The sequence below is a fragment of the Pseudomonas asgharzadehiana genome, assembly GCF_019139815.1.
Lineage (GTDB): Bacteria > Pseudomonadota > Gammaproteobacteria > Pseudomonadales > Pseudomonadaceae > Aquipseudomonas > Aquipseudomonas asgharzadehiana.
This window is the reverse complement of sequence record NZ_CP077079.1, coordinates 2,498,607-2,522,983: the sequence shown is the minus strand read 5'-3', so window position 1 is coordinate 2,522,983 and position 24,377 is coordinate 2,498,607. Positions and strand designations below refer to the sequence as shown.

Annotated in this window: 21 protein-coding genes; 7 read left to right on the top strand and 14 right to left on the bottom strand. The window is 63.5% G+C overall.

The window, feature by feature from the left end:
* The first annotated feature begins 89 nt into the window (after nt 1-89).
* Nucleotides 90-452: a hypothetical protein gene (locus KSS96_RS11670; protein WP_026067202.1), complete on the top strand. Its 363-nt coding sequence runs from the start codon at nt 90-92 to the stop codon at nt 450-452.
* Between the two features lie 436 nt (nt 453-888).
* Here KSS96_RS11670 and KSS96_RS11665 read toward each other — a convergent pair whose 3' ends face one another.
* The 9 genes from KSS96_RS11665 to KSS96_RS11625 form a co-directional block, all read right to left on the bottom strand.
* Nucleotides 889-1,830 carry a helix-turn-helix domain-containing protein gene (locus KSS96_RS11665; RefSeq protein WP_065878594.1) on the bottom strand — a complete coding sequence of 314 codons (942 nt, stop codon included), beginning with the start codon at nt 1,828-1,830 and terminating at the stop codon, nt 889-891.
* Nucleotides 1,831-1,906: 76 nt separating this feature from the next.
* The gene (locus KSS96_RS11660) at nt 1,907-2,686 is read right to left on the bottom strand and encodes a 2-keto-4-pentenoate hydratase (protein ID WP_017526982.1); all 780 of its coding nucleotides are present in this window, start codon (nt 2,684-2,686) and stop codon (nt 1,907-1,909) included.
* Nucleotides 2,683-4,290 carry a bifunctional 3-(3-hydroxy-phenyl)propionate/3-hydroxycinnamic acid hydroxylase gene (locus KSS96_RS11655; protein ID WP_017526981.1) on the bottom strand — a complete coding sequence of 536 codons (1,608 nt, stop codon included), beginning with the start codon at nt 4,288-4,290 and terminating at the stop codon, nt 2,683-2,685. Before KSS96_RS11655 ends, KSS96_RS11660 begins: the two co-directional genes overlap by 4 nt.
* A 61-nt stretch (nt 4,291-4,351) precedes the next feature.
* Nucleotides 4,352-4,954, bottom strand: coding sequence for an amino acid synthesis family protein (locus KSS96_RS11650; protein ID WP_017526980.1), 603 nt, complete (start codon nt 4,952-4,954; stop codon nt 4,352-4,354).
* Nucleotides 4,955-4,969: 15 nt separating this feature from the next.
* Nucleotides 4,970-5,428 (bottom strand): VOC family protein, encoded by a 459-nt coding sequence (locus tag KSS96_RS11645; RefSeq protein ID WP_017526979.1) that lies wholly within the window; start codon nt 5,426-5,428, stop codon nt 4,970-4,972.
* An 11-nt stretch (nt 5,429-5,439) separates the two neighbouring features.
* The gene (locus KSS96_RS11640) at nt 5,440-6,480 is read right to left on the bottom strand and encodes a VPS10 domain-containing protein (RefSeq protein WP_017526978.1); all 1,041 of its coding nucleotides are present in this window, start codon (nt 6,478-6,480) and stop codon (nt 5,440-5,442) included.
* Between the two features lie 12 nt (nt 6,481-6,492).
* Nucleotides 6,493-7,287, bottom strand: a complete 795-nt coding sequence (locus tag KSS96_RS11635; protein WP_017526977.1) for an SDR family NAD(P)-dependent oxidoreductase — start codon at nt 7,285-7,287, stop codon at nt 6,493-6,495.
* A 28-nt stretch (nt 7,288-7,315) separates the two neighbouring features.
* Nucleotides 7,316-8,806 (bottom strand): aldehyde dehydrogenase family protein, encoded by a 1,491-nt coding sequence (locus KSS96_RS11630; protein ID WP_068936444.1) that lies wholly within the window; start codon nt 8,804-8,806, stop codon nt 7,316-7,318.
* 11 nt (nt 8,807-8,817) lie between these two features.
* Nucleotides 8,818-10,359, bottom strand: a complete 1,542-nt coding sequence (locus KSS96_RS11625; protein WP_017526975.1) for an acetolactate synthase large subunit — start codon at nt 10,357-10,359, stop codon at nt 8,818-8,820.
* A gap of 253 nt (nt 10,360-10,612) precedes the next feature.
* On the opposite strand from KSS96_RS11625, the gene KSS96_RS11620 reads away from it, so the two are divergent.
* On the top strand, nt 10,613-11,371 hold the full coding sequence (locus tag KSS96_RS11620) for an IclR family transcriptional regulator (RefSeq protein WP_017526974.1): 759 nt from the start codon (nt 10,613-10,615) through the stop codon (nt 11,369-11,371).
* A gap of 20 nt (nt 11,372-11,391) precedes the next feature.
* On the opposite strand, the gene KSS96_RS11615 is transcribed toward KSS96_RS11620, so the two are convergent.
* The 3 genes from KSS96_RS11615 to KSS96_RS11605 all read right to left on the bottom strand — a co-directional run bounded on the left by KSS96_RS11615 (nt 11,392) and on the right by KSS96_RS11605 (nt 15,748).
* A complete protein-coding gene (locus KSS96_RS11615) occupies nt 11,392-12,714 on the bottom strand; it encodes an alginate export family protein (protein WP_177412893.1) in 1,323 nt (440 codons plus the stop codon).
* A gap of 89 nt (nt 12,715-12,803) precedes the next feature.
* Nucleotides 12,804-14,222 (bottom strand): aldehyde dehydrogenase family protein, encoded by a 1,419-nt coding sequence (locus KSS96_RS11610; RefSeq protein ID WP_065878597.1) that lies wholly within the window; start codon nt 14,220-14,222, stop codon nt 12,804-12,806.
* Between the two features lie 77 nt (nt 14,223-14,299).
* Nucleotides 14,300-15,748: an APC family permease gene (locus tag KSS96_RS11605; protein ID WP_217856327.1), complete on the bottom strand. Its 1,449-nt coding sequence runs from the start codon at nt 15,746-15,748 to the stop codon at nt 14,300-14,302.
* A 414-nt stretch (nt 15,749-16,162) separates the two neighbouring features.
* Between KSS96_RS11605 and KSS96_RS11600 the strand changes: the two genes are divergently transcribed.
* Complete coding sequence (locus KSS96_RS11600; RefSeq protein WP_217856325.1) at nt 16,163-18,301, top strand: methyl-accepting chemotaxis protein; 2,139 nt, start codon at nt 16,163-16,165, stop codon at nt 18,299-18,301.
* Between the two features lie 60 nt (nt 18,302-18,361).
* On the opposite strand, the gene KSS96_RS11595 is transcribed toward KSS96_RS11600, so the two are convergent.
* Nucleotides 18,362-19,324, bottom strand: coding sequence for a helix-turn-helix domain-containing protein (locus KSS96_RS11595; RefSeq protein WP_068936452.1), 963 nt, complete (start codon nt 19,322-19,324; stop codon nt 18,362-18,364).
* 214 nt (nt 19,325-19,538) lie between these two features.
* On the opposite strand from KSS96_RS11595, the gene KSS96_RS11590 reads away from it, so the two are divergent.
* The 3 genes from KSS96_RS11590 to KSS96_RS11580 all read left to right on the top strand — a co-directional run bounded on the left by KSS96_RS11590 (nt 19,539) and on the right by KSS96_RS11580 (nt 23,068).
* The gene (locus KSS96_RS11590; protein WP_017526968.1) at nt 19,539-20,915 is read left to right on the top strand and encodes an aspartate aminotransferase family protein; all 1,377 of its coding nucleotides are present in this window, start codon (nt 19,539-19,541) and stop codon (nt 20,913-20,915) included.
* A 37-nt stretch (nt 20,916-20,952) separates the two neighbouring features.
* On the top strand, nt 20,953-22,407 hold the full coding sequence (locus KSS96_RS11585; protein WP_065878602.1) for an aldehyde dehydrogenase family protein: 1,455 nt from the start codon (nt 20,953-20,955) through the stop codon (nt 22,405-22,407).
* Between the two features lie 97 nt (nt 22,408-22,504).
* Nucleotides 22,505-23,068 (top strand): cytochrome b, encoded by a 564-nt coding sequence (locus KSS96_RS11580; RefSeq protein ID WP_065878605.1) that lies wholly within the window; start codon nt 22,505-22,507, stop codon nt 23,066-23,068.
* Between the two features lie 9 nt (nt 23,069-23,077).
* On the opposite strand, the gene KSS96_RS11575 is transcribed toward KSS96_RS11580, so the two are convergent.
* The gene (locus tag KSS96_RS11575) at nt 23,078-23,626 is read right to left on the bottom strand and encodes a hypothetical protein (protein ID WP_065878607.1); all 549 of its coding nucleotides are present in this window, start codon (nt 23,624-23,626) and stop codon (nt 23,078-23,080) included.
* 217 nt (nt 23,627-23,843) lie between these two features.
* Between KSS96_RS11575 and KSS96_RS11570 the strand changes: the two genes are divergently transcribed.
* The gene (locus KSS96_RS11570) at nt 23,844-24,305 is read left to right on the top strand and encodes a nitrilase-related carbon-nitrogen hydrolase (RefSeq protein WP_065878609.1); all 462 of its coding nucleotides are present in this window, start codon (nt 23,844-23,846) and stop codon (nt 24,303-24,305) included.
* The last annotated feature ends 72 nt before the right edge of the window (nt 24,306-24,377 follow it).

Below are 24,377 nucleotides of genomic sequence, written 5' to 3'. Positions count from 1 at the left end.
GCTGCCAGGCCGTGGGCACCCGGGCCAACAATAGCCACATCGTCGATGGCCCGGCTCCGATGTTTAACGTTGTTACTTGGATAACTGTTATGCCTACACAGCATTCAGCTCGGCACTCTATCGACCTTAAACAACTGGAAACGTCATTGACGCTCTATGCGTTTAAGTTGAGAAAGTTGCAACGCGTGTGGATCCCCCTGCAGCAGTACGCGCCGCAATGTGTATTGGCGCTGTGGTTGATCGGCGTGTGCGTTTCATTAGTCACGCTGTCGTATTACCACTGGCTGGTCATTGCCCCGGCTATTGGCCTGTTGATCACGCTGGAAATCATTATCGAGGAAGTCCAGATCGACCTGTTGTTGATGACTGACGAAGCGCGTTATCTGCTCGACGTCACCCGTGACATCTATCACCGCTCGACGCACTCCACAGGTGCCCCATGCCGTCCGTAACGCCGCCAAATGTGGGAGGGGGCTTGCCCCCGATGGCGGCCTGACCGGCGACCAGGATGTTGGATCGAGTAAATATCCGTTGCTGCGGTAACGGCTGCTTAGGGTTCCGCCCTTACGGCGGGTCACTTTTGGAAAGGAGCCCCAAAAGTAACCAAAAGGGCTCTTGCCCCAACACTCGGCACCTCGCTTAGGCTCGGTGTGCCCGAACGCAGGCTTGAATCCGTGGGTCGCCGCCACGCACCATCCATGGCGCGGGGCGGCTAACCCGGCGTCCTGCCGGGTTACCCACGGACTCAAGCCTGCCTTCGGCCAGCGTGTTTGACGGGGCGCCTGAGATCAAAATCTAAAGCAAGATCAAGAGCGGCTCGCTTCGCATCGTAGTTACCGATCCAGCTGATACATGGCGATCAAACATGTAGAAGCGCGCTTTGTCGTGTCAGTACTGTGCCCGGCGTGTTTCGGACGGCGATTCGCCGAACAGCTCACGATAGTGCGTGGCGAAATGGCTCAGGTGGAAAAACCCCATGGCCACAGCAATCTCACCCACGTTTTTCTCGCACGCGGGGGTGGCGATCAACTGTCGCCGGACCGCGTTGAGGCGCAGGTTGCGCAGGTATTCGACCGGCCGCATATCAGTCACGGCCTGGAAGCTGTTCTGCAGGGTCCTGCGACTGACGCGCAGTTGCTCACACAGGTCAAGAATGCTTAACGGCGCATCACCACTGGCAATAAGCAGTTCCTGGCTGCGCCGGACCAGGTAGGCACTCACCGCGAAATTGCCACGTCGGCAACGCACCTCATCGCCGGCGTGGCTGAACAGATCGAGGAACGCACCGAGCAGTTCGTCCTCGAGCATTTTTTCCGACGCCGGGCTGATCGCGTGCGCATGTTCCAAAAAGTGACGAAACAACGGGTGGATGCGCTGGCGAATACGCAACAGTAACGTTTCATCCACGCTGAGCGCCGACACGCTGGTGAGGCGCTTGAGCTGATCATTGGATAATTCCACCGCAGCCAGTTTGGCAAAACGTACGGCGTCGACGTTGAGCGCAAAAAAGTGCGTGCCTTGCGGCGCATGTAACACGAACTCTTCGCCGTCGCGCAGCAACACCACACTTTGCGCATTGACCTGCTGCCCCTGAACCACCGGCGGGCTGCCCAGGGACATGGCCGCGCACAAGCGTCCCTTGGGCGAGCGGCCGTGCTGCACCACGCGCTTGTCCAGCACCTCCTGGAAGATCTGAAAGCGATCGCCGGACAACTGCCACAGCTCGCTGGTCAGGCAACCACGGCCGAGCTGGTCATACACCTGCTGCCAGCCCTGGATCGAAACGGCGTGCTGTTGAGAGTCATTGAAGGTGCGGACTTGCGCGAGCATATTCGTCGTTCCTCGGCGGCCGGTTGCGTGGCTTGGGCCTGAAGGGGGCTTTGTCATCCCTGACGGCAGCTGGCGTTTACGCGGACGCGATGCCCGCGTGAAAAACCAAAGCCAGTTCCGTGCCAAGCATGTGCAGACGATACGTGCCCGGCTGAATATCCAGCGGTGCCAGCAGCGCACCGGACAGCACAACCTGCCCGGCCTCAACGCCCTGCCCGGCTGCCAACAGGCGCCGCACCAGCCAACACAGGTTCAACAGCGGGCTGTCTTCACGCTGCTGAGTGTCGCCGCTCCCCAATGGCGCACCGTCGTGTTCCAGGCGATAGGGCACGCAGCCATGCAGTGCCGGATCGAACGGCGTACGCGGGCCAACGCAATACAGCCCGGCGGCGGCGTTATCGGCAAGGAAGGCACCAAGCCCGAAACGCCAGCCCTGCCAGCGGCAGTCGGCGATCTCGAACGCCGGCGCCACTTCGGCCACGGCCGCCAGAATCGCCTCGTCGCTGTAGGCGCCCGGCGCCAGCGTGCGCCCGAATACCAGCGCCAGTTCGATCTCGAGCTTAGGCTGGATCAGCCGCGTAAACGGCACCGTGCTGCCCGGTTCAACTTCCATCGCAGGTGTAAGGGCGCCATACACCGGTTCATCCAGGCCAAAACGCGCTTGCGCCGCACGGCCGGCGAGGGCCACTTTCCAGCCACTCACACGCTCGCCCGCCGCCTGGCGGCGCGCCACGCCCTGATGCAGCAGCGCGTAGCCCTGCTGCCGGTCCAGCGCCTCTAGCGCAAGGGGTGCGAGCGCCCGAGCGCGGCGCCCGGCCTGGTGCAATTGCTCAAGCAGGTCATGGTCGTGGCTCATGACAGTTGCTCCGCCAGTTTGCGCAGCACGCCATCCAGGCGTTCGGGGGTGGTGATGGCGGCGACAAAGCGGTCCGGACGCACCACGACGATGCAGTCGCGTACCTTGGAGAACCATTCGCCCAGGCGGTTATCCACGTCCTCCACGCTCAGGGCGTCGGTGGCCGTCAACGGCTGGTTGCGCCCCACACCGCTGCGCGACCGGTTGACTTGAATGAACCGCGTGCCCCAACGCGCCCAATACTCGGCCATGGGTTGGCTGAGCTGGTCACGCGGGTTCACCCGGTAGCCAAGCACGGCATAGCCACTGCCCAGCATCTCGTCCAGGCGGCGGCGCTGGCCCTGGGCGTCTTCGATGTTCGGCTGGATGAACAACTGGCCCACCAGGTCGTCTTCACGCAGCTCGGCGCGCTCGTGATAAACCAGGCCCTTGGTGATGGTGGCCTTGGGTTTGAACTTGAACTCCAGCAAGTGCGAGCGCAGGTTGTCGACGCTGTTCACCGCCTGGAACAACCAGTCGCGCACGCCGGCCATCAGCGGGTTGGTCAGGCCCAGTACCGCCCCCATGTTGTCGGCCAGCGCCACCAGCTCGGTGGCGTGGCCACGGCGTTCCTGGTCGTAGCTGGCCAGAATCGACGGCGCCGCGCGGCCCTGAATGATCGCCGCCAGTTTCCAGGCCACGTTGGCCACGTCGCGAAGGCCGGAGTTGAGGCCCTGCCCGGCCCAGGGTGGCGAAATGTGCGCCGCATCACCCACAAGTGCCACTCGCCCTTGGACAAACCGCGCCGCGACCCGCGAATGGTGGGTATAGGCACGAATGCGGATGATATTGAGCTGGTCGACAGCGTCGCCGATATGCCCATGGATCAGTTGGCGAATCGTCGCCTCTTCGCACATTTTGGCTTCGTCTTCGCCCTCCATCAGCATGAATTCCCAGCGCCGCTGCTGATAAGGCAGGTAGATGCACACAAACGGCCGCTGCGGATCGGCATGCAGCGCGGTATAGGGCGCATCCAGGGTGTCGTTGGCCGTATCGACCACCACCCATTTGCGCGGATGGGTCAGCCCGAGCAGCTCGATACCCAGTTGTTTGCGCACGGTGGAACGGCCACCGTCGGCGCCGATCACGTAGTCGGCCTGCAGTGCATAGACCTCGCCAGCGGCGTCGCGTACCTGCAGGGTCACGCCGTGCTCGTCCTGCTCAAGCTCAAGCAGTTCATGGCCCTGGCGCAATTGGACACTGGCATGCTGCCCGAGCCGTTCGCGCAAGGTGCCTTCGAGCAGCTGCTGCATGAAAATATTGCGCATCGGCCAGCCGTACTGCGCGGCACTTGGCTTGACCTCGGCGAAACACACGCCGCGCGCGTTGTAATAGCGCAGCGGTACATCGCAAATCATGTCGCGCACCGCCAGCTCGGCAATGCCGATGCCCTGCAGCACGCGCAACGCCTCGTCGTCCATGCCCACCGCACGCGGGTAAGGCAGGATGCCGTCGGCCAGCTCAAGGACGACGCAGTCGATACCGTACATGCCCATAAAGTGCGCGGCCGTGATCCCGTTGGGGCCACCGCCCACGATGACAACCTGGGTTTTCTCCTGCTTCATCGCTATTCACCGCTTTCTTGTTGTGGTTTTTGTTCCAGCATCGCTCAAGCACGGGCGCGTATCAGTGCAGCCCGTCGATACCTTTTACATCCTCGGCGCGCAGGCCGCCCAGCCGCGCATGCAAACGCCCGCGCGTGGCGAAGGCCCAGATCACCACCACCTCATCCGGCGACGGGCCGTCACCGAAGGTCAGGGAAATACTGTCGTAATGCGAGCGCACGTACAGCGCGTCTTTATGGGCCAGCGGCACGTCTATGGTGGTGCCGGGGCCGCCACGCTTGCCGGTGGACGGCACCCACGACTTGCCGCCGCCCAGCGCCACGCGAATCGGATCGGCCGCCGGGTTGGTCAGGAACGCGTTGCCGTGCTCGTACTCGCCCGCGCTGCCCACCAGGATCGCCTTGCCATAACTGACAATCGGCTGCGCGCCGGCCAGGGCCTGGATGCGTCGACCAAACTCTTCGCCCAGCAGCGGCGACGGCTCGACCAATTGCCCGAGGTCTTCGCTGTAGCGTCCGGCATAGGGGTTGGCGATCACGGCGGCCACGGCGTATTTGAACAACGGCTCGCCATCGGCCAGTTGGCCGGTTTCGTTGGCCAGGGTTTCTTCAACGAAGCTGTACCATTTGCGGATGTGGTAGCTGGCGAAATTTGCGCTTTTCATGCTGTTTACCTTTGTTCAAATAGGGTCGAGGGGGTCGAGCGTGTAGTTGCGACTCGGCGCGCCGGCCGCCTTGAAGCGAGCCTTGCCGCGCGCATCGTCGTGCTCGGTCTCAAGGAAGAATTCCATGCGGTTGCAATCGGGGTCGTTGAAGTACAGGCCATGGCCGATTTCGTGGTCGGTGATCTTCACCACCTCCACGCCCTTTTTCAGCAACATGCCGTAGAGCTGGCGCAAGGTGGTCATGTCACCGGCGATTTCCAACCCGTAGTGCTGCAGCCCCAGCCCGCCCTGGTGAGCGCCGGGTTCTGCGCGAATCAACGCGATGTCGTGATGCTTGGTGCCAAACGCCATCATCACCCAGCTCTCGCCACGGGCGCTTTCATGCATGCCCAGGATGTCGGCGTACCAGCGCGCCGACACATCAGGATCACTCACCCATAGCGATAAGTGAGTGCGAAGGATTTCGACTTTCATCGCTCGCTACCTCAATGCTGTTTGACGATGGATTGGTGCCCGGCCTTGATCTGCGCCACCGCGGGCGTCCAGAGCACATCGGCGATTTCACTGAACTCGCGCCAGTGTTTCTGCCAGCCGTCACCGCCATTGTCGGAGGTGAACAGGTGACCGTACTTGGTACCGGCGACGATTTGCCGAGGGTTGGCCGGGTTGAACGCCAGCGCCCACACACACGAGTTAGGCTGTTGCGGCAGCGGCAGCACTTGCCAACTGAGCGCGGCGTCACGCGACACCAGCACCTTGCTGGTGGTGCCGGGGGTGCCGTCGGAAATGCTCAGGTACACGGTGTCTTGCGAGCCCGGCGGTGCGTTCATCGCACGCAGGTAATACAGGCCGAAGGCTTCACGGCCGATGATGCCGGTCCAGGTCAGCCCCTCGTCGAGGCTGCGATAGACCGCGTTGACGCACACCACCACGATGACTTTCTGGCCATGGTTGGGCAGCACGACGATGTTGTGAACGTCCGAGTTGAAGTCCCACAGCAGGCGGTCATCGACGCGGGTCCAGCTGTCGCCACCGTCGCGGGAATGGAACAGCCCACCCTCCTCCAGGCCGAACCACAGCTGGTTGCGGTCGCAGGGGTCATAGGCGAAGGCCAGCAAACGCGGACGACTGACGCCATCGCAGAATTCAGGAATCTCCACCGGCGCGCGGTCCCAGCTTGCGCCGCCGTCCAGGGTGCGCCACAGCACCGCGCGCGAGGGCGCCCCGGTGCCGACGAAAATCCGCCGGGCATCCTGCGGGTCCACCGCCACCTTCCACACGGTCTGGCCGTTGAACGGCGAGTCGACCTGTTGCCAGCGCCCACCGGTGTCATGGCTGACGCACAAACCGATATCGGTGCCGGCATAGATCACCTCCGGCGTGCCGGGGTGCAGGCTCAGCGAACGGGTGATCGCGTCGAATTCCAGGTCTTGCCCCAGGCCCAGGCGATGCCAGGTCTTGCCGTCGTCGGCGCTGCGGATAACCGCCTGGCCGACGGTGGCGACTAACAGGGTTCCGTTACTCATCGCAGTTGCTCCTCAGATGAAGATGCCACGGGTCAGGCCGCCGTCGATGCCGATGGATTCGCCGGTCACCGCGCCTGCCTTGGGGGATGCGAGGAAGCCGATCAGCCAGCCCATTTCGATCGGCGCCAGCGTGCGGCGAATCGGCGTGGCGTCGATATAGCCCTGTTCGACCTGCTCCGGGGTCTTGCCCTGCTTGATCCCTTCGCGCTCGTACAGCTCACGGATGTGCGGGGTGTCCACGACGCCGGGGTGGATCAGGTTGACCGTAATGCCGCTGGCGCCCAACTGGTCGGACAGGGTCTTGGTCATGTGCGCGATGGCCAGGTTGCGCATGCCCGACAGCACTTTGCTGCTGCGCCCGGTGAGGCCACCGATATTGATGATGCGCCCGAAGCCGGCGGCCTTCATGTGTGGGGTCACGGCCTTGGCGCAACGGAAATAGCCGATCACCTTGGTATTGAGGTCCGACAGCAGTTCGTCGTCGCCGGCATGTTCGATGTCATTGCGCACCACGCCGGATGGCGCCGCCGCACCGTTGACCAGAATGTCGATGCGCCCGAAGTGCTTGTGCGCCGCTTCGACCATGTCCGACACGGCCTTCATGTCATTGGTGTCGCAGAACAGCGGCAGCACTTCATTGCCGGTCTGTGCGCTGATCTCTTCGGCGGCCTGGGTCAGGAACGCCATGCGCCGTGCGCAGATCACCACCTTGCAGCCTTCCTCGGACAGAAAACGTGCGACTTCCTTGCCGATGCCCATCCCACCGCCGGTGACGATGGCCACGCGGCCTTTCAATTCCAGATCCATAGCAACTACCTCGTAGTGATGATTCAGTTCAGGCCAGATCGACGAATACGCTTTTGGTCTCGGTATAAGCGTCGATCACGTTCTTGCCCATTTCCCGGCCCCAGCCGGATTGCTTGTAGCCACCGAACGGCGAAGCCGCATCGACGACGTTCCAACAGTTGACCCACACCGAACCGGCCTTGAGCTGCGCCGCCAGGCGGTGCGCCGAGCGCAGGTCGCGGGTCCACAGGCCGGCGGCCAGGCCGTACGGCGAATCGTTGGCGCGCAGTACCAGTTCGTCGACTTCGGTCCAGCTCATCACGGTGAGCACCGGGCCGAAGATTTCTTCGCGGGCCACGCAGGCGCGCTCGGCACGGTCGAGAAAGACGCTGGGCTCAATGAAATGACCGCGCTCCAGGTGCGCCGGACGCTCGCCGCCGCAGATCAGTTCGGCGCCCTCTTCCCGACCACGCTGCAGGTAGCCCTTGACCGTCTCCAGTTGGCGCCCCGATACCAGCGGGCCCATGCTGCTCGCCGGGTCCAGGCCGTTGCCGAGCACATGCGCGGCGGCATGGCGTTGCAGCTCTTCAAGCACCTGGTCGAGCACGCTGGCGTGTACATACAGACGCGAAGCGGCGGTGCACACCTGGCCCTGGTTGTAGAAAATGCCATCGGCGGCGCCCTTGGCGGCACGCACGATGTCGGCGTCGGGCAAGATGATGTTGGGCGACTTGCCCCCCAGCTCCAGCGAGACCTTTTTCATGTTGCGCGTGGCCGCCTGGGCGATCAGCCGGCCGACCTGGGTGGAGCCGGTGAAGGCGATCTTGTCCACATCCGCATGCTGCGCCAACGGCGCGCCGGTTTCGGCGCCCAGGCCGGTGATCAGGTTGACCACGCCCGCCGGAAACCCCGCGGCCTCGATCAACTGCACCAGCCGGATCGCCACCAGCGGCGTCTGCTCCGCCGGCTTGAGCACCGCCACGCAGCCGGTCGCCAGCGCCGGGCCGAGCTTCCACACGCACATGTTCAGCGGGAAATTCCACGGCACGATCAAGGCACATACGCCCACCGGCTCGCGCAGGGTGTAGTTGAGCATCGGCGCGCCGCTGGCCGGCGAAACCGGCAAGGTGCCGCCTTCGATCTTGGTCGGCCAGCCGGCGAAGTAACGAATGATGGTGGCGGCGCTGGCCGCTTCACCGCGAGCGGTGGCGATGGTCTTGCCGTTCTCCAGGGTGATCAGTTGGGCCAGCTCCTCGCGGTGCTGGTCGATAAGGTCCGCCAGGCGAAACAGCAACAGACCGCGCTGGGCCGGCGACTGCATGGCCCAGGTGCCGGTAAAGGCGGCGCGGGCGGCCGCGACGGCGGCATCCACGTCGCGCTCGTCGCTCTGCGCAACCTCCGTCAGGGTCTCCTGGGTAGCCGGGTTTTCCACGGCAAATCGACGACCGCCGGCGGCGTCCTGCCAGGTTCCGCCGATGAACAGGCGACCGGGTTGCGCCAGGAACGCGCGCACTTGGGGTAACACATCAAGCTGCTTCATCATCGACTCCTTCACAGTGCCATTTCGATCAGGCAAGGCCCCGCATCGGCGGCGGCGTTGGCCAGTGCGCGTTGCAGTTCGGCGTTGGTGTGTACGGTGCAGGACGGCACGCCGTAGCCTTTGGCCAGGGCTTTCCAATCGATGCGCGGACGGTCGAGCACGGTCAGCTTGAGGGCCTGGGGGTCGAGTTCGGTCATGCCGAAACGGCGCAATTCGTTTTGCAGGATCGCGTAGCGGTGGTTGGCGGCGATCAGGATCACCACCGGCAATTGCTCGCGGGCGATGCTCCACAGGGTTTGGATCGTGTACTGCGCGCTGCCGTCCGATTGCAGGCAGAACACCCGATTGCCACGCTCGGCCAGCGCGGCGCCGAAGCCCACCGGAATGCCCTGGCCGATTGCGCCGCCGGTGTTGGTCATGACCCGATGCCGTTTGGCGCGCGCCGAGGCGGTAAAAAACGGATAGCCGCAGGTGCCGCCCTCCACCGAGACAATGCAGTCGTCCGGCAGCGCGGCGGCCAAAAGCTGGCCGACCGACTGCGCGCTCAACGCCGCTTCGCCCGGCGGCAGCTGGATGTCCTGCGGCGTGGGCACATAGGCCGGGGCATCCAGCGCATCGGCCAGCGCGGTCAGCGCCCCGGCCACGTCGTCGCCGACCTCGGCCAGCGACAACAGGCGCTCACGCTCGGCCAGCCGCGACGGGATACCTTCATAACCGAAGTAACTGATGGGCTCGGGTACACCGGCACACACCACTTTGTCGTATTGCTCAAGGATTTCGATGGCCACTTCCGGGAAATACGGCAGGCGATCCAGGTCGGGCAAACCGCCGCCGCGGTAGCTCAGGCGCGGGAACGTTTCGGCGAACAGCCGCACGCCGGGCAGTTGCGCCAGGCGCCCCGCCGCTTCCAGCCCGGCCACCGACAAGCCATGGTCACCGACGATGAACACCAGGCGCTGGCCATCGCGCACCGCCTGGGCCACGGCTTCAATGCGGTCGCCGGCAAAGCGCCGCACCGGCGCCCGCAGTGGGCTGAACCGGCCGGTGTGGGTCACGGCGTTGGCTTGCAGGTCCATCGGCAAAATCAAGCTGGCAATCTGGCCCTTGGCTTGCCAAGCGGCACGCATGGCTTCTTGCAGGTCTTCGCCGACTCCCGAGGCGGTGCGCGAGGTGCGCACCCAACTGGACACGCTGCCGGCCAGGGCCTGGATATCGCTGGCCAGGGGCGGATCGTAATTGACGTGCCACGAGGCGTGATCACCGATCACATTGACGATGGGCGTGTTGGCGCGCCGTGCGTTGTGCAGGTTGGCGATGCCATTGGCAAAGCCCGGGCCCAAGTGCGTGAGGGTCATCGCCGGTTTGCCGGCGATACGGCCATAGCCGTCCGCGGCGCCGGTGCACACCCCTTCGAACAACGACAACACCGGTTTAAGGGCCGGCGCGCTGGCCATGGCCGCCACCAGTGGAATCTCGGTGGTTCCCGGGTTGGCGAAGCAGTACTCGATACCGCTTGCCGCCGCCGCATTCACTATCAGTTGCGCGCCATTCATGCTCTGCCCTCTCGCTTGAGCGTTTTATGTGGTGAGATTTATCACATACAAAAACACACCAAACAAGCATTTTTTATTAGTTTGTCTCTTATTTTGAGATTTATGAATATTTAATGCCTATCTAAATTGCATTTATCGCGAGCTGATGTAATGTGGCGCAACCCCGCAGGCCGTCTGTGGACGCGGGCTTGGATCTGCGCTGTTTTCGCCTATAGTGCTTAGCCGCGTGCCACCCCCCCTTTCTAGGAACGAAATGAGCAGCCTGAGCAAATTGCTGAGTGTCCTGGACCTGTTCGGTCCAGCGACGTTGAGGATCGACCCGGACACCATCGCCGAACGCATGGGCCTGTCGCGCGCCACGGCGTATCGCTACGTCAAGGATCTGTGCGACGCCGGCCTGCTGACCCGTGTGGATGCCGGCAGCTATGGCCTGGGGCCGCGTGTGATCGAACTGGACTGGATGATGCGCCAGTACGACCCTATCCTGCTGGCGGGGCGCGAGCTGATGCACGAGCTGTCGGCGCAGACTGGCCTGGCGGTGTTCGCCAGCGTTTTTTATGACGGGCGCATCATCAATACCTACATCGCCGAACCCACCGATACCTACCACTTCTCCTTCGGGCGCGGGCACCCGTTGCCGTTTTTTCGCGGGGCGCAATCCAAGGTATTGATCGCCTTTCAGAAGGGCCGACGCCTGCAACGCCTGTTCGACGAACACATGGCCGGCGACCCGGACAGCCCCTACGACTGGGCAAGCTTCGCCAAGGCCACGAAAAAGATCCGCAAGGATGGCTATTGCCTGACCCACGACGAACTCAACCTGGGCCTGACCGGCATCGCCGCGCCGATCATCCAGCCGGATATCGACGAGGTGATCGGCAGCCTGTCCGCCGTCGGCAGCACCCAGAGCTTCAAGTTGCTGCGCCAGGAAACCGTGATCGAAATGGTGATGGACACCACGCGGCGCATCGCCGAGAACATGCGCAATCACCCCCGCACCGCCGCGCCCTGAAACGCGACGGTGATGGCGGGTCAGAACGGTACGGCGACGGTCAGCTGGCTGTACAGGTTGGTGCCGTTGCCGACGGCCTGGTTGCCGCCGCTGGTGGCGTCTTCCTTGGGTTTGTAGAGGCCGATCAGCGGCGTGATGATCAAGTGCGGGTTGACCGCCCACTCGGCATACAGGTCCAGCTCCTGCGCATTGAGGTTCAGCGCATTGCTTTTGCGCACCGTGTCGAAGTCGAAGTACAGCGCGCCCAGCGTCAGGTTTTCCAGCGGCATGGCCTTGAGGCTCACATGCTGGATGCGCGTGTTGCTGTTGAACGGCCCGGCATAGTTGCCGGCCACTTCACCCTGCAACCAGGTGCCGTAGCCGGTGCTCAGGCCGGTGAACAGCGAATCCCACTTTTGTGAATAACGGGCATAGCGATAGGTGACCTTCGGCGTCCAGGCGACATCGGCGAAGGTGTAGCCGGCTTCGCCGTACCAGGCTTTTTCGGGCCCGCTGTCCTTGTCCTGCCAGGCATATTCGAACGCCAGGTTCACGTTCGGCAGGCCGGCGTCGCCTTCACCGCGCACACTGTAGACGTTCATGCCCTTGCGCTGGCGCTGAAAATCGCTGGCCCAGCGCTCGTTCACATCGATGCCATGCACCCAGGTCAACCCCAGGGTGCCGGGCTTGGTGGTGTAATCCAGCGTGCCGGCGGCCACTTCGCTTTCAGCCTGGGCGCGGTTGTCGGATTTAAGCCACAGCAGGCTGCCGTGCAGGCCGTCTTTGCCGCCCAGGCGCAGAAACGCGGTTTGATCGAAGGCATGCCGCGCGGCCAGGTAATACGCACCGCCACGGTTCATCGCGCCATCGGCCGGGCCCTTGCCCAGGTTCGGGCCGTCATCGTTGATCAAAAAGCCACTGCCGAGCTTGACCACCTGGCGCCCACCGGAAATATCCACGCCGTCCTGGCCCAGGGCCGGAAACAGATCTCCGGAGCGCCACCCCAGGTAGGCGTCTTCGATCTTGGTGGTGCGTTCGCTGCCGAGGGTATTGCCGGCCGGGTCGCCATCGCCCCAGGTGGCGGAACTGACCAACGCAAAGGCGCCATAGGCAGTACCGTTACCGGCCAGGGACTGGTCGCCGCTCACACCATACTTGATGAAGCCTTCGCGCCAGGTAGAACCGCCCGCCGTGCCGTCGTAGTTTTTGCGGCTGTTGAACATGCCGAATACGGCGGTCATGTCGGCGTTGAGATGACGGCTTTCATCGCTGTACAGCTCGTAGGCCTGGACCTGGCTGATGGCACCGAGCGACAAGGCGCAAGCCAATGTGCCGCCCAGCATTGAAGTGGATGGATACCGCATGATCGAAGCTCCTCAGGGTGCGCCTTTAAAGGCTGTCTTAGCTATTGGCATGAGAGCGGCGCAGCTTTGCTGCGCCAGGTGGGCAAGGCTTACTCGGCCGCGCGCTTATTGACGAACAGCAGCTGTTGACCGGTGAATTCGAGCAACCCTTCCAGGCCGAACTCGACGCCGAAACCAGACATTTTGCTGCCGCCGAACGGGGTATTGGGCTGGATGCGCGCGTGGCAGTTGACCCACGCCACACCGCTTTCCAAACGGCTGGCCAGCGCCTGGGCCTGCGCCACATCCGGGCCCCATACCGAGCCACCCAAGCCCATGTCGCCGGCGTTGGCGCGGCTCAGTACGTCTTCGACGTCGCGGTAGGCGATCAGCGGCAAGACCGGCCCGAACTGCTCTTCATCGACCAGGCGCTGGCCGTCGGTCACATCGGCGACCAGCGTGGGCGGGTAAAAGAAGCCTGGGTGATCCAGGCGCGCGCCGCCGCACAACACGCGCGCGCCTTGGGCCCGCGCATCGTCGACCAATGCCTCGACCAGCTTGAGTTGATCCAGGTTCTGCACCGGGCCGAAGTTGACGCCGGGCTCCAAGCCATCGCCCACCACCTGGCGCCCCGCGATCAGCGTCAATGCATCGGCAAATGCCTGGTACTGGGATTCGTGGATATACAAACGCTTGAGCGCCGCGCAGGTCTGGCCCATGTTGAGAAACGCCGCCTGGAATATCTCCTCGGCCACCTCAACCGGCGTGCCGGGCAGGACGATGGCGGCGTCGTTGCCGCCCAGTTCCAGGGTGAGGCGCTTGAGGTTACTGGCGGCGCCGCGCATGACGCTCTGGCCGGTGGCGGTAGAACCGGTGAAGACGATTTTCTGGATACCCGGGTGCGACGTTATCGCACTGCCGAACCCCTGCTCGCCAGTCACGCAGTTGATCACCCCCTTGGGCACATGCCGCGCAATGATGTCGACCAGGCGCAGGGTACTCAGCGGCGTCAGGCTCGACGGTTTGCTGATCACGCAGTTACCGGCCCTCAGCGCCGGCATGATGTGCCACACGGCGATCATGAACGGCCAGTTCCACGGTGTGATGGAGGCCACCACCCCCAGGGGCTTGCGGTGCAGCTCGACGCGCTGGGTCGGGGTTTCTTCCACCAGCTCGACGTCGATCTGTTGCCCGGCGGCGTAGCGGGTCCAGGCGGCGCCCCCCATGACTTCGGAAAATGCCAGCTCCAGCGGTTTACCTTGCTCAAGCACGATCAGCCGGGCCAATGCGTCGGCATTTTGCTCAATATCATCGGCAATCGCCATGAGGCGCTCGCAACGCAGCGCATGGGTACTCAGGCGCCAGGTTTTGAACGCGGCCTGGGCGGCGTCTACCGCCGCGTCCAGTTGCGCCAGCGAACCGGCCGGGCACTGCGCGAAGGCTGTGCCGGTGGCTGGATTGATCACATCAAACTGCCCGTTTTCACCGGCAACCTGAACCCCGTTGATAAGCATTGTGTAGTGCTGCATGTGGACGCTTCCTTTAACGCAGACGAGCTTTGGCGTGCGACGCAAAATAAGTCGCAGTGGGTGTGTCGGAACGTGCTTTAGAGCTTGTGGCTACCCAGGGCCAGGAACCGCTGCGGCGCAACCTTGCGCAGGCGCGCGGCCAGGTAGATGCCGGCCAACAAGGCCGCCGGAATGACCGCACACAGGCTGTAGGACAACAGTTGGCTGGCACCGGTCAGCACATCGAAATGCACCACCGCCAACACCAGCACCATCAGCAAGGCCAGGCAGGAGAAAATCGGCAGGATGCGTCCACGCCAGATCCCGACTTTGAGCTCGGGATGCCGATGGAAGTACACGCACACCGCGACCGAGGTCATCGCCATCAGCAGGATCACGCACAGGGTGGCCAGGTTGGAGAACCAGGCGAACAGTTGCAGGATCGGGTCGGCGTCCATCGCCGCGAAAATCAGCACGACCACCGCGGCGATCAGGCTTTGCAACGCCGAGCCCATGTGTGGGCTCTGGTGCACACGGTGGGTGGTGCCCAGCAGGCTGTGCAGCAAGCCGTCACGCCCGATGGCGTAGAAGTAACGCGCCGCGGCGTTATGAAACGCGAGCAGCCCGGCGTAGATGCTGACCATGAACAGCACGCGGATAACCTGGGTCAGGTGCGGCCCGACAAAGTGGTCGGACATGCCGTAGATAAACGTGGTCGGGTCCTGCAGGGCTTGCAGCATCGGCACGATCTTGTCCGCGCCCACGCCCACCACCATCGCCCACACCGACAGCGCATAGAACCCGCCGATCAGCAGCACCGAGCTGTAGGTTGCGATTGGAATCGTGCGCTGCGGGTCTTTCGCCTCTTCACCATAAATGGTGGTGGCCTCAAAGCCGATGAAGGCGGCAAAGCAGAACAGCAGGCCGATTGACGGCGTACCGCTGAACACGTGCTGGCTGCTGAAGGAATCAAGGTTGACCCCGCTGTCGCCACCGGTCTTGAGAATGGCGAAATCCAGGGTGAGGATCGCCAGGTATTCAGCGATCACCACCACCGACAACACCCGCGCCGACAGGTCGATCTTGCGATAGCCGAGAATCGCAATGCTGACCATCGCCAGCAGCGAATAGGACCACCAGGGCAACACCAGGCCGAAGACACTCTCCATGGTGCCGCTGACCACACCGCCGAACATGCCGTACAGGGCGATCTGCAAAATGTTGTAGGCGAACATCGCCAGCACCGCCGCCGAGCCGCCGGCCAGGCCGCCCAGGCCACGCGAGGTGAAGGCGTAGAAACCACCGGCGTTGGTGACGTGCCGCGCCATGGTGGTGTAACCCACCGAAAACGCCATCAGCACCGCCAGGGCCAGCAACAGCAACGCCGGGGTGCCGGCGCCGTTCCCCAGCATGATGCCGATCGGGAATCCGCCGGCAATCACACTGAGCGGACTCGCCGCCGAAATCACAAAAAAGATGATGAAGCCGACACCCAGGGCGCCACGCTTGAGCTCCGTAGAGCCATTGACCGGCATAGTTACACTCATGTTATTGACCTTATTGTATGAGGCAGTCGCTGTGGGGTGGCGCCGACTCAGGCTCTATCGGTGCCGGGTAGCGCTTTTATTCTTGAGGTTGCACGCTGGATTCGATCCTATGCCCGCCTACGGAACCCTCGCTATCCCAAATCGGTAACATCGCCGCCAGCGCCCCAAAACAGGTCACCCGCCGCGACACTCCACGCCGATTTGGGATAGTCGCGCGCAGCTGCTGGCCTGCATGCTAGGTTCAGGCCCCCTCTGCCCGGCTGTCGGCCAGTGGCACCAACCGCCAGTCGGCCCGTGGCAAACGCCTGTGCGCAAAACGCGGCGCCGGCCGATGCACTGACAAACCAATAAGAAATCGGTGGCCCAGGCCAACCGATGATCGTTCAACACGCTGTTCACCCGTGAGATAGCCCAATGTTCGACACCCTCTCCATTCGCTTGAAAATCGTGCTGCTCTCGGGCTTGTGCCTGCTGGGCGTGATCAGCCTGATCGTCGGCATGAACCTCTACCAGAGTAGCCAGAACAACCGGTTGATCAGCACCTCAAGCAGCCGGATGCTCACGGACAGTGGCGAGAACCTGCTGCAGGCCAAGGCCGCCGAGCAGGCCAGCAACCTGCAACGGGTGTTCGGCAGCAGCCTGCAGACCATCAGCGCCTTTGCCGACCAGGCGAGCCACCTGCGCGACATGGCCGCCCAGCGCGGGTTGGCCGCCACGACCTTGCGTGAAGAACTCAACCAGGCGCTCAAGACCACGTTCGACCACAACCCGCAGGTACTGGGGCTTTGGCTGGTCTACGAACCGAATGCGCTGGACGGCAGGGACGCCGAATTCGCCAACGACGCCGCACGTGCCTCCAACGAAAACGGACGCTTTGCCAGCGCCTGGAACCGGGGCGCCGGCCAACCGATGAATATCCTGATACCCGAAGCCGATTTGCAGAAAACCGAACTGAGCATCAGCGGCACGCCTTACAACAGTTGGTACACCTGCCCGCGAGACACCGGGCGTACCTGCCTGATGGCGCCCTACGCCGACACGCAGGCCGGGCAGGTGCAACTGATGACCACCTTGTCCATGCCCTTGATCGTGGATGGCAAGGTGGTCGGCACGCTCGGCGTGGACCTTGCGCTCGGCGCCCTGCAAGCGGCCGCGAGCGATGCCCAGCGCGCACTGTTCAACGGTTCGGGGCGCATGCTGATTGTGTCCGACAGCGGGGTGCTTGCCGCCTACAGCAGCGACGCCAGCCAGATCGGCAAACCCATCAGCGCGCCGTTGGCGCAGGAAGGCCAGGCGGTGCTCAGCGCCCTGGCGCAAAAAAAGCCGGTCGTGCTGGCCCAGGATCAATCGATTCGCGCGGTCTACCCTGTCGCGCCGATCCCGCAGGCGGCGCCCTGGGGCGTGGTCATTGACCTGCCCAGGGAGGTCTTGCTGGCCGACTCGGTGAAACTGCAAGCCTTGCTTGACCAGACCCAGACCCGCGACACCCTGGAGTCGCTGCTGGTGGCCATCGGCGCCGGGCTGCTGGGCCTGCTGTTGATCGGGTTCACCGCCTCCGGCGTGACGCGCCCGATCAACAGCGTCGCGCAGATGCTCAAGGCGATTGCCAGCGGCGACGGCGACCTGACTCAACGGCTCAATTACCGCAAAAAGGACGAACTGGGCGAACTGGTGCAGTGGTTCAACCGCTTTCTCGACAAGCTGCAACCCACCATTGCGCAGATCAAGCAGAGCATCACCGATGCACGCGGCACCGCCGACCAGTCTTCGGAAATCGCACGGCAGACCAGTGAAGGCATGCAGGTGCAGTTTCGCGAGATCGACCAGTTGGCAACCGCCTCCAACGAAATGAGCGCCACGGCGCATGAAGTCGCCAGCAGCGCGTCGAACGCCGCCCAGGCGGCCCGGGGTGCCGACCAGGCGTCCAAAGACGGCATTACCCTGATCGAACGCAGTACCCACGACATCAACGCCCTGGCCAATGAAGTCAGCAAGGCCGTGACCGAAGTCGAGGCGCTGGCGGTCAACAGCGAGCAGATCGGCTCGGTGCTGGAGGTGATCCGCAGCATTGCCGAACAAACCAACCTGCTGGCACTCAACGCAGCAATCGAGGCCGCACGCGCCGGAGAAAGCGGGCGCGGTTTTGCGGTGGTGGCCGATGAAGTGCGCAACCTGGCCAAGCGCACCCAGGATTCGGTGGAGGAAATCCGCCTGGTGATCGAACGCATCCAGACCGGCACGCGTGGCGTGGTGGCCACCATGCATTCAAGCCATGCACAGGCCCAGAGCAATGCCAGGCAGATTCACCAGGCCGTGCAAGCGCTTGGCAAAATCAGCGAGGCGGTGACGGTCATCAGCGATATGAACCTGCAGATCGCCAGCGCGGCGGAGGAACAAAGTGCGGTGGCCGAGGAGGTCAATCGCAATGTCTCGACTATTCGCGGGGTGACCGAAACGCTGACCGAACAGGCGGCCGAATCGGCGCAGGTCAGCAGCCAGCTCAATGCGCGGGCCAATCATCAAATGCAGTTGATGGACCAGTTCCGCGCCTAGGCGGCGGCCGGTATCGCTACAGCGGCGCCAGGCCATTGATGCGCCATGGCGGGCGGGTGTTCAGGCGCGCGCGCAGGCAGGGATGGCGGCACGCGCGGTTTGCGAGGGCAACTCGGCGAACAGGGCGTGGTACTCCTCGGCAAAATGGCTGAGGTGATAGAAGCCCCATTGGGCGGCGGCATCGCCGACCGAGAGACGGGACGCCGCGGTCGACATCAAGGCGCGGCGCACACCGTTGAGCCGCACCGAGCGCAGGTAGTTCAGCGGCGTCGTCTCGGCCACCGCGCGAAAGCTGTTCTGCACGGTGCGGCGACTCACCTGGAGGCGCTCGCACAGTTCGTTCACGCTGGGCACGTTGAGCATCTCGGCCGTGGTCAGCCGGTGGCATTTCTCGACAATGAAGCTGCGCGTGGAGCTCGGGCTGCGCTGCTGTTTGTCACAGGCCGGGTCGGTGAGCAGCTGCATCAGTTCATCGAGCAGGGCCTGCTCAAGCCTGGGCTCACACGCGCTGTCGGGCGCCTGGTCGGTCACCGCCAGGGACAGCATCGCCAGCAATCGCCCTCGGGCCTGGGCAAAGCGCTGCGCGCAGACCCGGATCACCGGCTGACGCAACAACCGACCGATCTCCCCGGCCGACGCCGTGTGCGTCAACGCCTGCTCGAACCATTCGCGCTCGAACGTGACGGACAACAGCTCCATGCCCATCGGCATATGGAACATGAACTCCTCGCCGCCGTGCAGGAAAAACAGGCTGCTGTCGTCCACCTCGCGGCCCTGCATGCGCGTCGAGCCCGGCACGCTGATCGGCACGGCGAAGCACATCTTGCCGCGCGGCGCCACGCCGTGCTGCACCACGCGTTGGTTGATCTGCTCGCGGAACACGTGGCAACGCGCCGTCGTCAGTTGCATCAAAGAACTTTCGGCCTGGCCGGCGGTTAACTGGCTGTAGTCCTGGCTCCATTCCTGGACAGTGGCGGCATGCACATGGATATCGCGAAAGTGGCTCACATGATGGTTTTGCATGATGGGTGAAAACCTCTGCCGATAGTGTTGTTTCCAGCCTGCCGTGTTTTGCGATAGTCCCACATAGGTCACGCATTGCAAATTCTTTGTATCTGCCGCCATGCATCGGCAACGGCGCAGCTCATGCGCGTCGATTTGCCGATTCGGGCTAACGGTCAAGGCCCTGTCATGAGAATGATCGGCTCACTGAAAACCGTCAGCCAGAGAGTTCGTCATGAGTGAGTCCAAATTAGAAGCCCTGCATTTTGCGGATGCGCCGCGAATGATTTCCACAACCCTGCCCGGCCCCATGACCCGCGAGGCGCTGGCATTGTCGGCACGCACCGAGTCGATGGCGCGCGGCGGCGGGCGCATGCCGATCGCCATGGACCGCGCGTTCGGCGCGACCTTCAAGGACCCCGACGGCAATACCTACATCGACCTGTCGGCGGGCGTGGGCGTCAGCAGCGTCGGGCGCTGCCACCCCAAGGTGGTGCAGGCCATCCGCGACCAATCCGAAGTGCTGATGCACGCCCTGGAAATCAACAGCACCCGCCGCACCGCACTGGCGGCCAAGCTTTCGGAGATCGCGCCCGAGGGCCTGCGCGGTGACTGCATCACGTTCTTCACACAAAGCGGCAGCGACGCGCTGGAGGCGGCGGTCAAGTTCGCCAAACGCATCACCGGGCGTCACCAGATCCTGGCCTTCCACGGCGGCTACCATGGTGTGTGGAATGCCTCCGGCGCGCTCACCACCGGCACGGCCTACCGCAAGGGCTACGGCCCGATGATGGGTGGCGTGATCCATGCGCCCTACCCCTACGCCTATCGCTTTCCCTTCGACACCTCGCACGCAAGCGCCGAGCAGATCGCCGGCGACTACGTGGATTACCTGCTCAACAGCCCCTACACCGCCGCCGATGATGTGGCCGCCGTGATCGTCGAACCGGTACAGGGCGAAGGCGGCTACGTGCCGCCCTCGCCGCAGTTCCTGCAACTGCTGCGCAAAGCCTGCGACCGCGCCGGCGCGCTGCTGATTGTCGATGAAGTGCAATCCGGCGCGGGGCGTACCGGCAAGATGTGGGCGGTGGAGCATTCCGGCGTGAAGCCCGACATGCTCACCTTCGGCAAGGGTATCGGCAGTGACCTGCCGATGGCCGGACTGATCATGCGCTCGGACCTGGCGGCTGCGATTCCCGACGGGTCGATGCCCAATACCTTCGCCGCCAACTCGTTGTCGGCAGCCGTGGCGCTGACCAACATCAGCATCCTGCAAGACCCGGAACTCGGCCTGCTGGAGCGCGCCCACACCCTGGGGCTGGAAGCGCAGGCACACATCCGCGCGTTCAACAGCCCGCTGGTGGGTGAAGTGCGCGGTCGCGGCCTGATGATTGGTATCGAGCTGGTCGAAGACGCCGCCACCAAGACCCCGCTGGCGGGCGAAAAGATCGGCCGGCTCATGGGCTACCTGATGAATCACGGCGTGCTGATGATCCCGTGCGGCCGCTACGGCAACGTCATGCGTGTGATGCCCTCGCTGACGATCCCGCGCGCAATGTTCTTCAAGGCGCTGGACGTATTCGGCGACGCCCTGGCCTCCCTTGAGGCATGAGGTATATGCCCCCTGCTCATCACCCCCGGACACTCACATGAATCAGCACCTGAACCACTTCATCCAAGGCGCGTCGTGCGAAGCCAGCGACAGTGGTCGCATCCCGCTCATCAACCCCGTGACCGAACAGATCTACGGCAGCTGCGCCAGCGGCACCGTCGACGACGTGGCCCGCGCCGTGGCTGCGGCACGCGTCCAGCTTGAAGGCGGTGATTGGAGCCGGCTTGACGGCGCCCAGCGCGGTCGGCTGCTGTCGAAACTGGCGGACCTGGTGGAACGTGACAGCCAATTGCTGGCCGACATGGACGCCGACGCCATCGGCCGTTCGCCACTCGAACCACGCCGGATGGACCTGCCCAACGCCATCGCCAACCTGCGCGCCGCCGCCGGCTGGGCCAACCAGTTGGAGGGCCGCACCATTCCCACCGGCGGCTACTTCGGCAGCAAGACCCTCTCGTACACCGTGCGCGAACCGGTGGGCGTGGTCGGCGCCATCGTGCCGTGGAACTCACCGCTGATGATCACGGTGTGGAAGCTCGCCGCCTTGCTGGCGGCGGGCTGCACGGTGGTGGTCAAACCCTCGGAAGAGACCCCGCAGTCGGCTCTGCACCTGGCGGTGCTGGCGCAGCAAGCGGGCTTTCCGGACGGGGTGATCAACGTGGTCACCGGCTACGGCGCGCAAGTGGGCCGCGCCTTATGCGAGCACCCACACGTCGCCAAGATCAGCTTCACTGGCAGCCCCGAGGCCGGGCGCGAGATCCAGCGCACCGCCGGTGTGCTGTTCAAGCGAGTGGCGCTGGAGCTGGGCGGCAAGAGCCCGCAGATCGTGTTCGACGACGCGCCATTCGATGACGCGCTGTTCGGCTGCACCCTGGGCCTGTTCGTCAACCAGGGGCAGATCTGCGCCTCCGGTTCGCGCATCCTGGTGCAGCGCAGCCTGGCCGAACGCTTCGCTGCCGCGCTGGCCGATGCCGCGCGCGCGGTCAAGGTGGGTGACCCACGCGAACCCGAGGTGCAGATGGGGCCGGTGGCCAAGAAAGCGCAGTTCGACCGCGTCAACCGCTACATTCAGTTGGGCATCGATCAAGGCGCGACGCTGTTGGCCGGCGGGGTCTCCCCTCCTGGGCAAGGCTGGTTCGTGCGACCGACGATCTTCGCCGACGCGCGCAACGACATGGCCATCGCCCAGGACGAAATCTTCGGGCCCGTCGGTACGGTGATCACGTTCGACAGCGAAGAAGAGGCCGTGGCACTGGCCAACGACTCCGCCTACGGCCTGGCGGCCACGGTCTGGACCACCGACCTGGCGCGCGCGCACCGCGTGGCCGCGCAGGTCAAGGCCGGCGCCATCGGCGTCAACTGCTGGAGCCCGCTGGACGCCAACCTGCCATGGGGCGGCGTCAAGGCCAGTGGTCTTGGTCGTGAAGGCGGGTTGAGCGGCGCGCTGGCCTATACCGAGGAAAAAGTCATTACCGTGCTGCTGCCCGACTGACCCTATACCGCCCCAGCCACTCTGCGGCCCTGTGCCCGCGGGGTGGCCACCCAACCGTGCATTCCTCACGCCGTTGAGGATCAATGGAGAGCCCACGATGAACCCAATAGATCAACCGACAATAGATCGGTATCCGACCTCCCTGCGCGCATTGCACTGGGTACGTGCCGTGCTCGTCCTGGGCCTGCTCTGGGCAGGCTGGCACATGACCGGCCTGAATGATGAAGTGGCGAGCAAATACGAGTTCTATTACCCCTGGCACAAGTCCTTCGGCGTGCTCACGCTTTTGCTGATACTCACCCAGATCGTCCTGCGCTGGCGGGCGCCGAGCATTCCCCAACCACTGGAAACACTGGCCCCGTACGAACGGGTGTTGTCCAGGCTCACACAACGTGTGATGTATGCGCTGTTGGTGATCGTGCCGCTGATGGGCTACTCCATGTCGAGTACATACACCATGAGTGACGGGGTGTTCTTTTTCGGCGTGAACCTGCCGGAGCTGCTGGCCAAGAACGACGATTGGTTTGTCGTCTTCCAATGGCTGCACAAAGTGCTCGCCTACACCCTGCTAGGGCTGATCACGCTGCATGTGGTGGGCGCCCTCAAGCACCGCTTTTACGACCCAGACCCTCGCAACGATGTGCTGCGCCGCATGCTCTGATCGGCACGCCTATTGCGTTCGCGAACTCGAGGGAGCCGGACGCAAGCATGCCGGTGTACCGCTTTGAATCGCCGGCATTGGCACCCGCACGTCTTGATCATCGACGCGCATCAAGCGACTCAGCTGAGCGCTGCATCGATTACCGCGCACGTCCAAGGTGACTTCGTATTCAGCGTAGGCTTGTGGGGTTAAATCGAGTTGCAGACCGCACGACCAGTTGTATCCGTCGGTGCTGAGAAAGATATAACCCGGGATGCGCGGCCTGACCTTGATTTCCAGAAAGCCTCGGGCTTTGGCCGGTGGCGCAATGATCATGTCTGCACGGCGTGGGGTGTCAGGCACGTATAGGGTGTTGAGCTCGCCCGTCGCACCCTCGCAGCGCTGGTCGTCAAGGTAATAGAGTTTTGCGTTAGAGGTATTGGCAACGAATCGCAGTTTCGCCGCGTCGGGCTCTACGGCGTCAACGTACGTGTTCCTGGCTGCACACCCAGCCAGCAACGTGGAAAACAACGCGGCGACGCCAATGGCGGCGGTGAGCCGAAGCGAAAAAAACGGCATGGGTTTCATCCTTGAGGCGCTAAAGCGAACGCGTGATGCTACGGAAGGGCATTAGCGCTGTCCACTTAAGCTATCAAGGCCGCAGGCGCAGGCATTGCAGCAAAGGACTACAAACCAAACGGAAACGGCCGACTGGAACGCGTACAAAAAAAGACTTCTTACTAAACGCCCACCACCCCAACAGGTGGGCCGATAACAATAAAAAGAGGTCTGTGCCATGAACGTATCCACGAGTCCCGTGCGCGTCGCCGTTGTGCAATTCGATCCGCAAGTCGGTACGCAAAACCGCCCCGCCAACCTGAACACCAGCCTGAGCCTGGCCCTGGAAGCGGTGAATAACGGCGCCAATCTGATTGTGCTGCCGGAGCTGGCCAATACCGGTTACCTGTCCTCGTTGCTGGGGGTGCTGGTGTGGCGTCAGCAATGGCGCAAACGGGGCTGGTACCCGACCTATGTGCCCTTGGTGTCGGTGGTACCTGCGGTGGTATTGGCCTATGGCGGCAGCATGACGGTGATTGTGAGCAGTGCGCTGCTGGGGGCGCTGGTTGCTCCGCCGCTGGCGTGCTCGATTGCCGGACGGCTGCCGAGTTATCTGCATCCGTATATTGGGAATGTACTGTCGATGGCGATCAGCACGGTGTTGATCGTGCCAACCATCGGCTATTGGCTCGCCCAGTGACCCGCTGACGGGCTCGCCCATTTTCACCTCCGCCGGTCGCGTGCGCTGCCCTGTTTGAGTGGCAGCGCATCC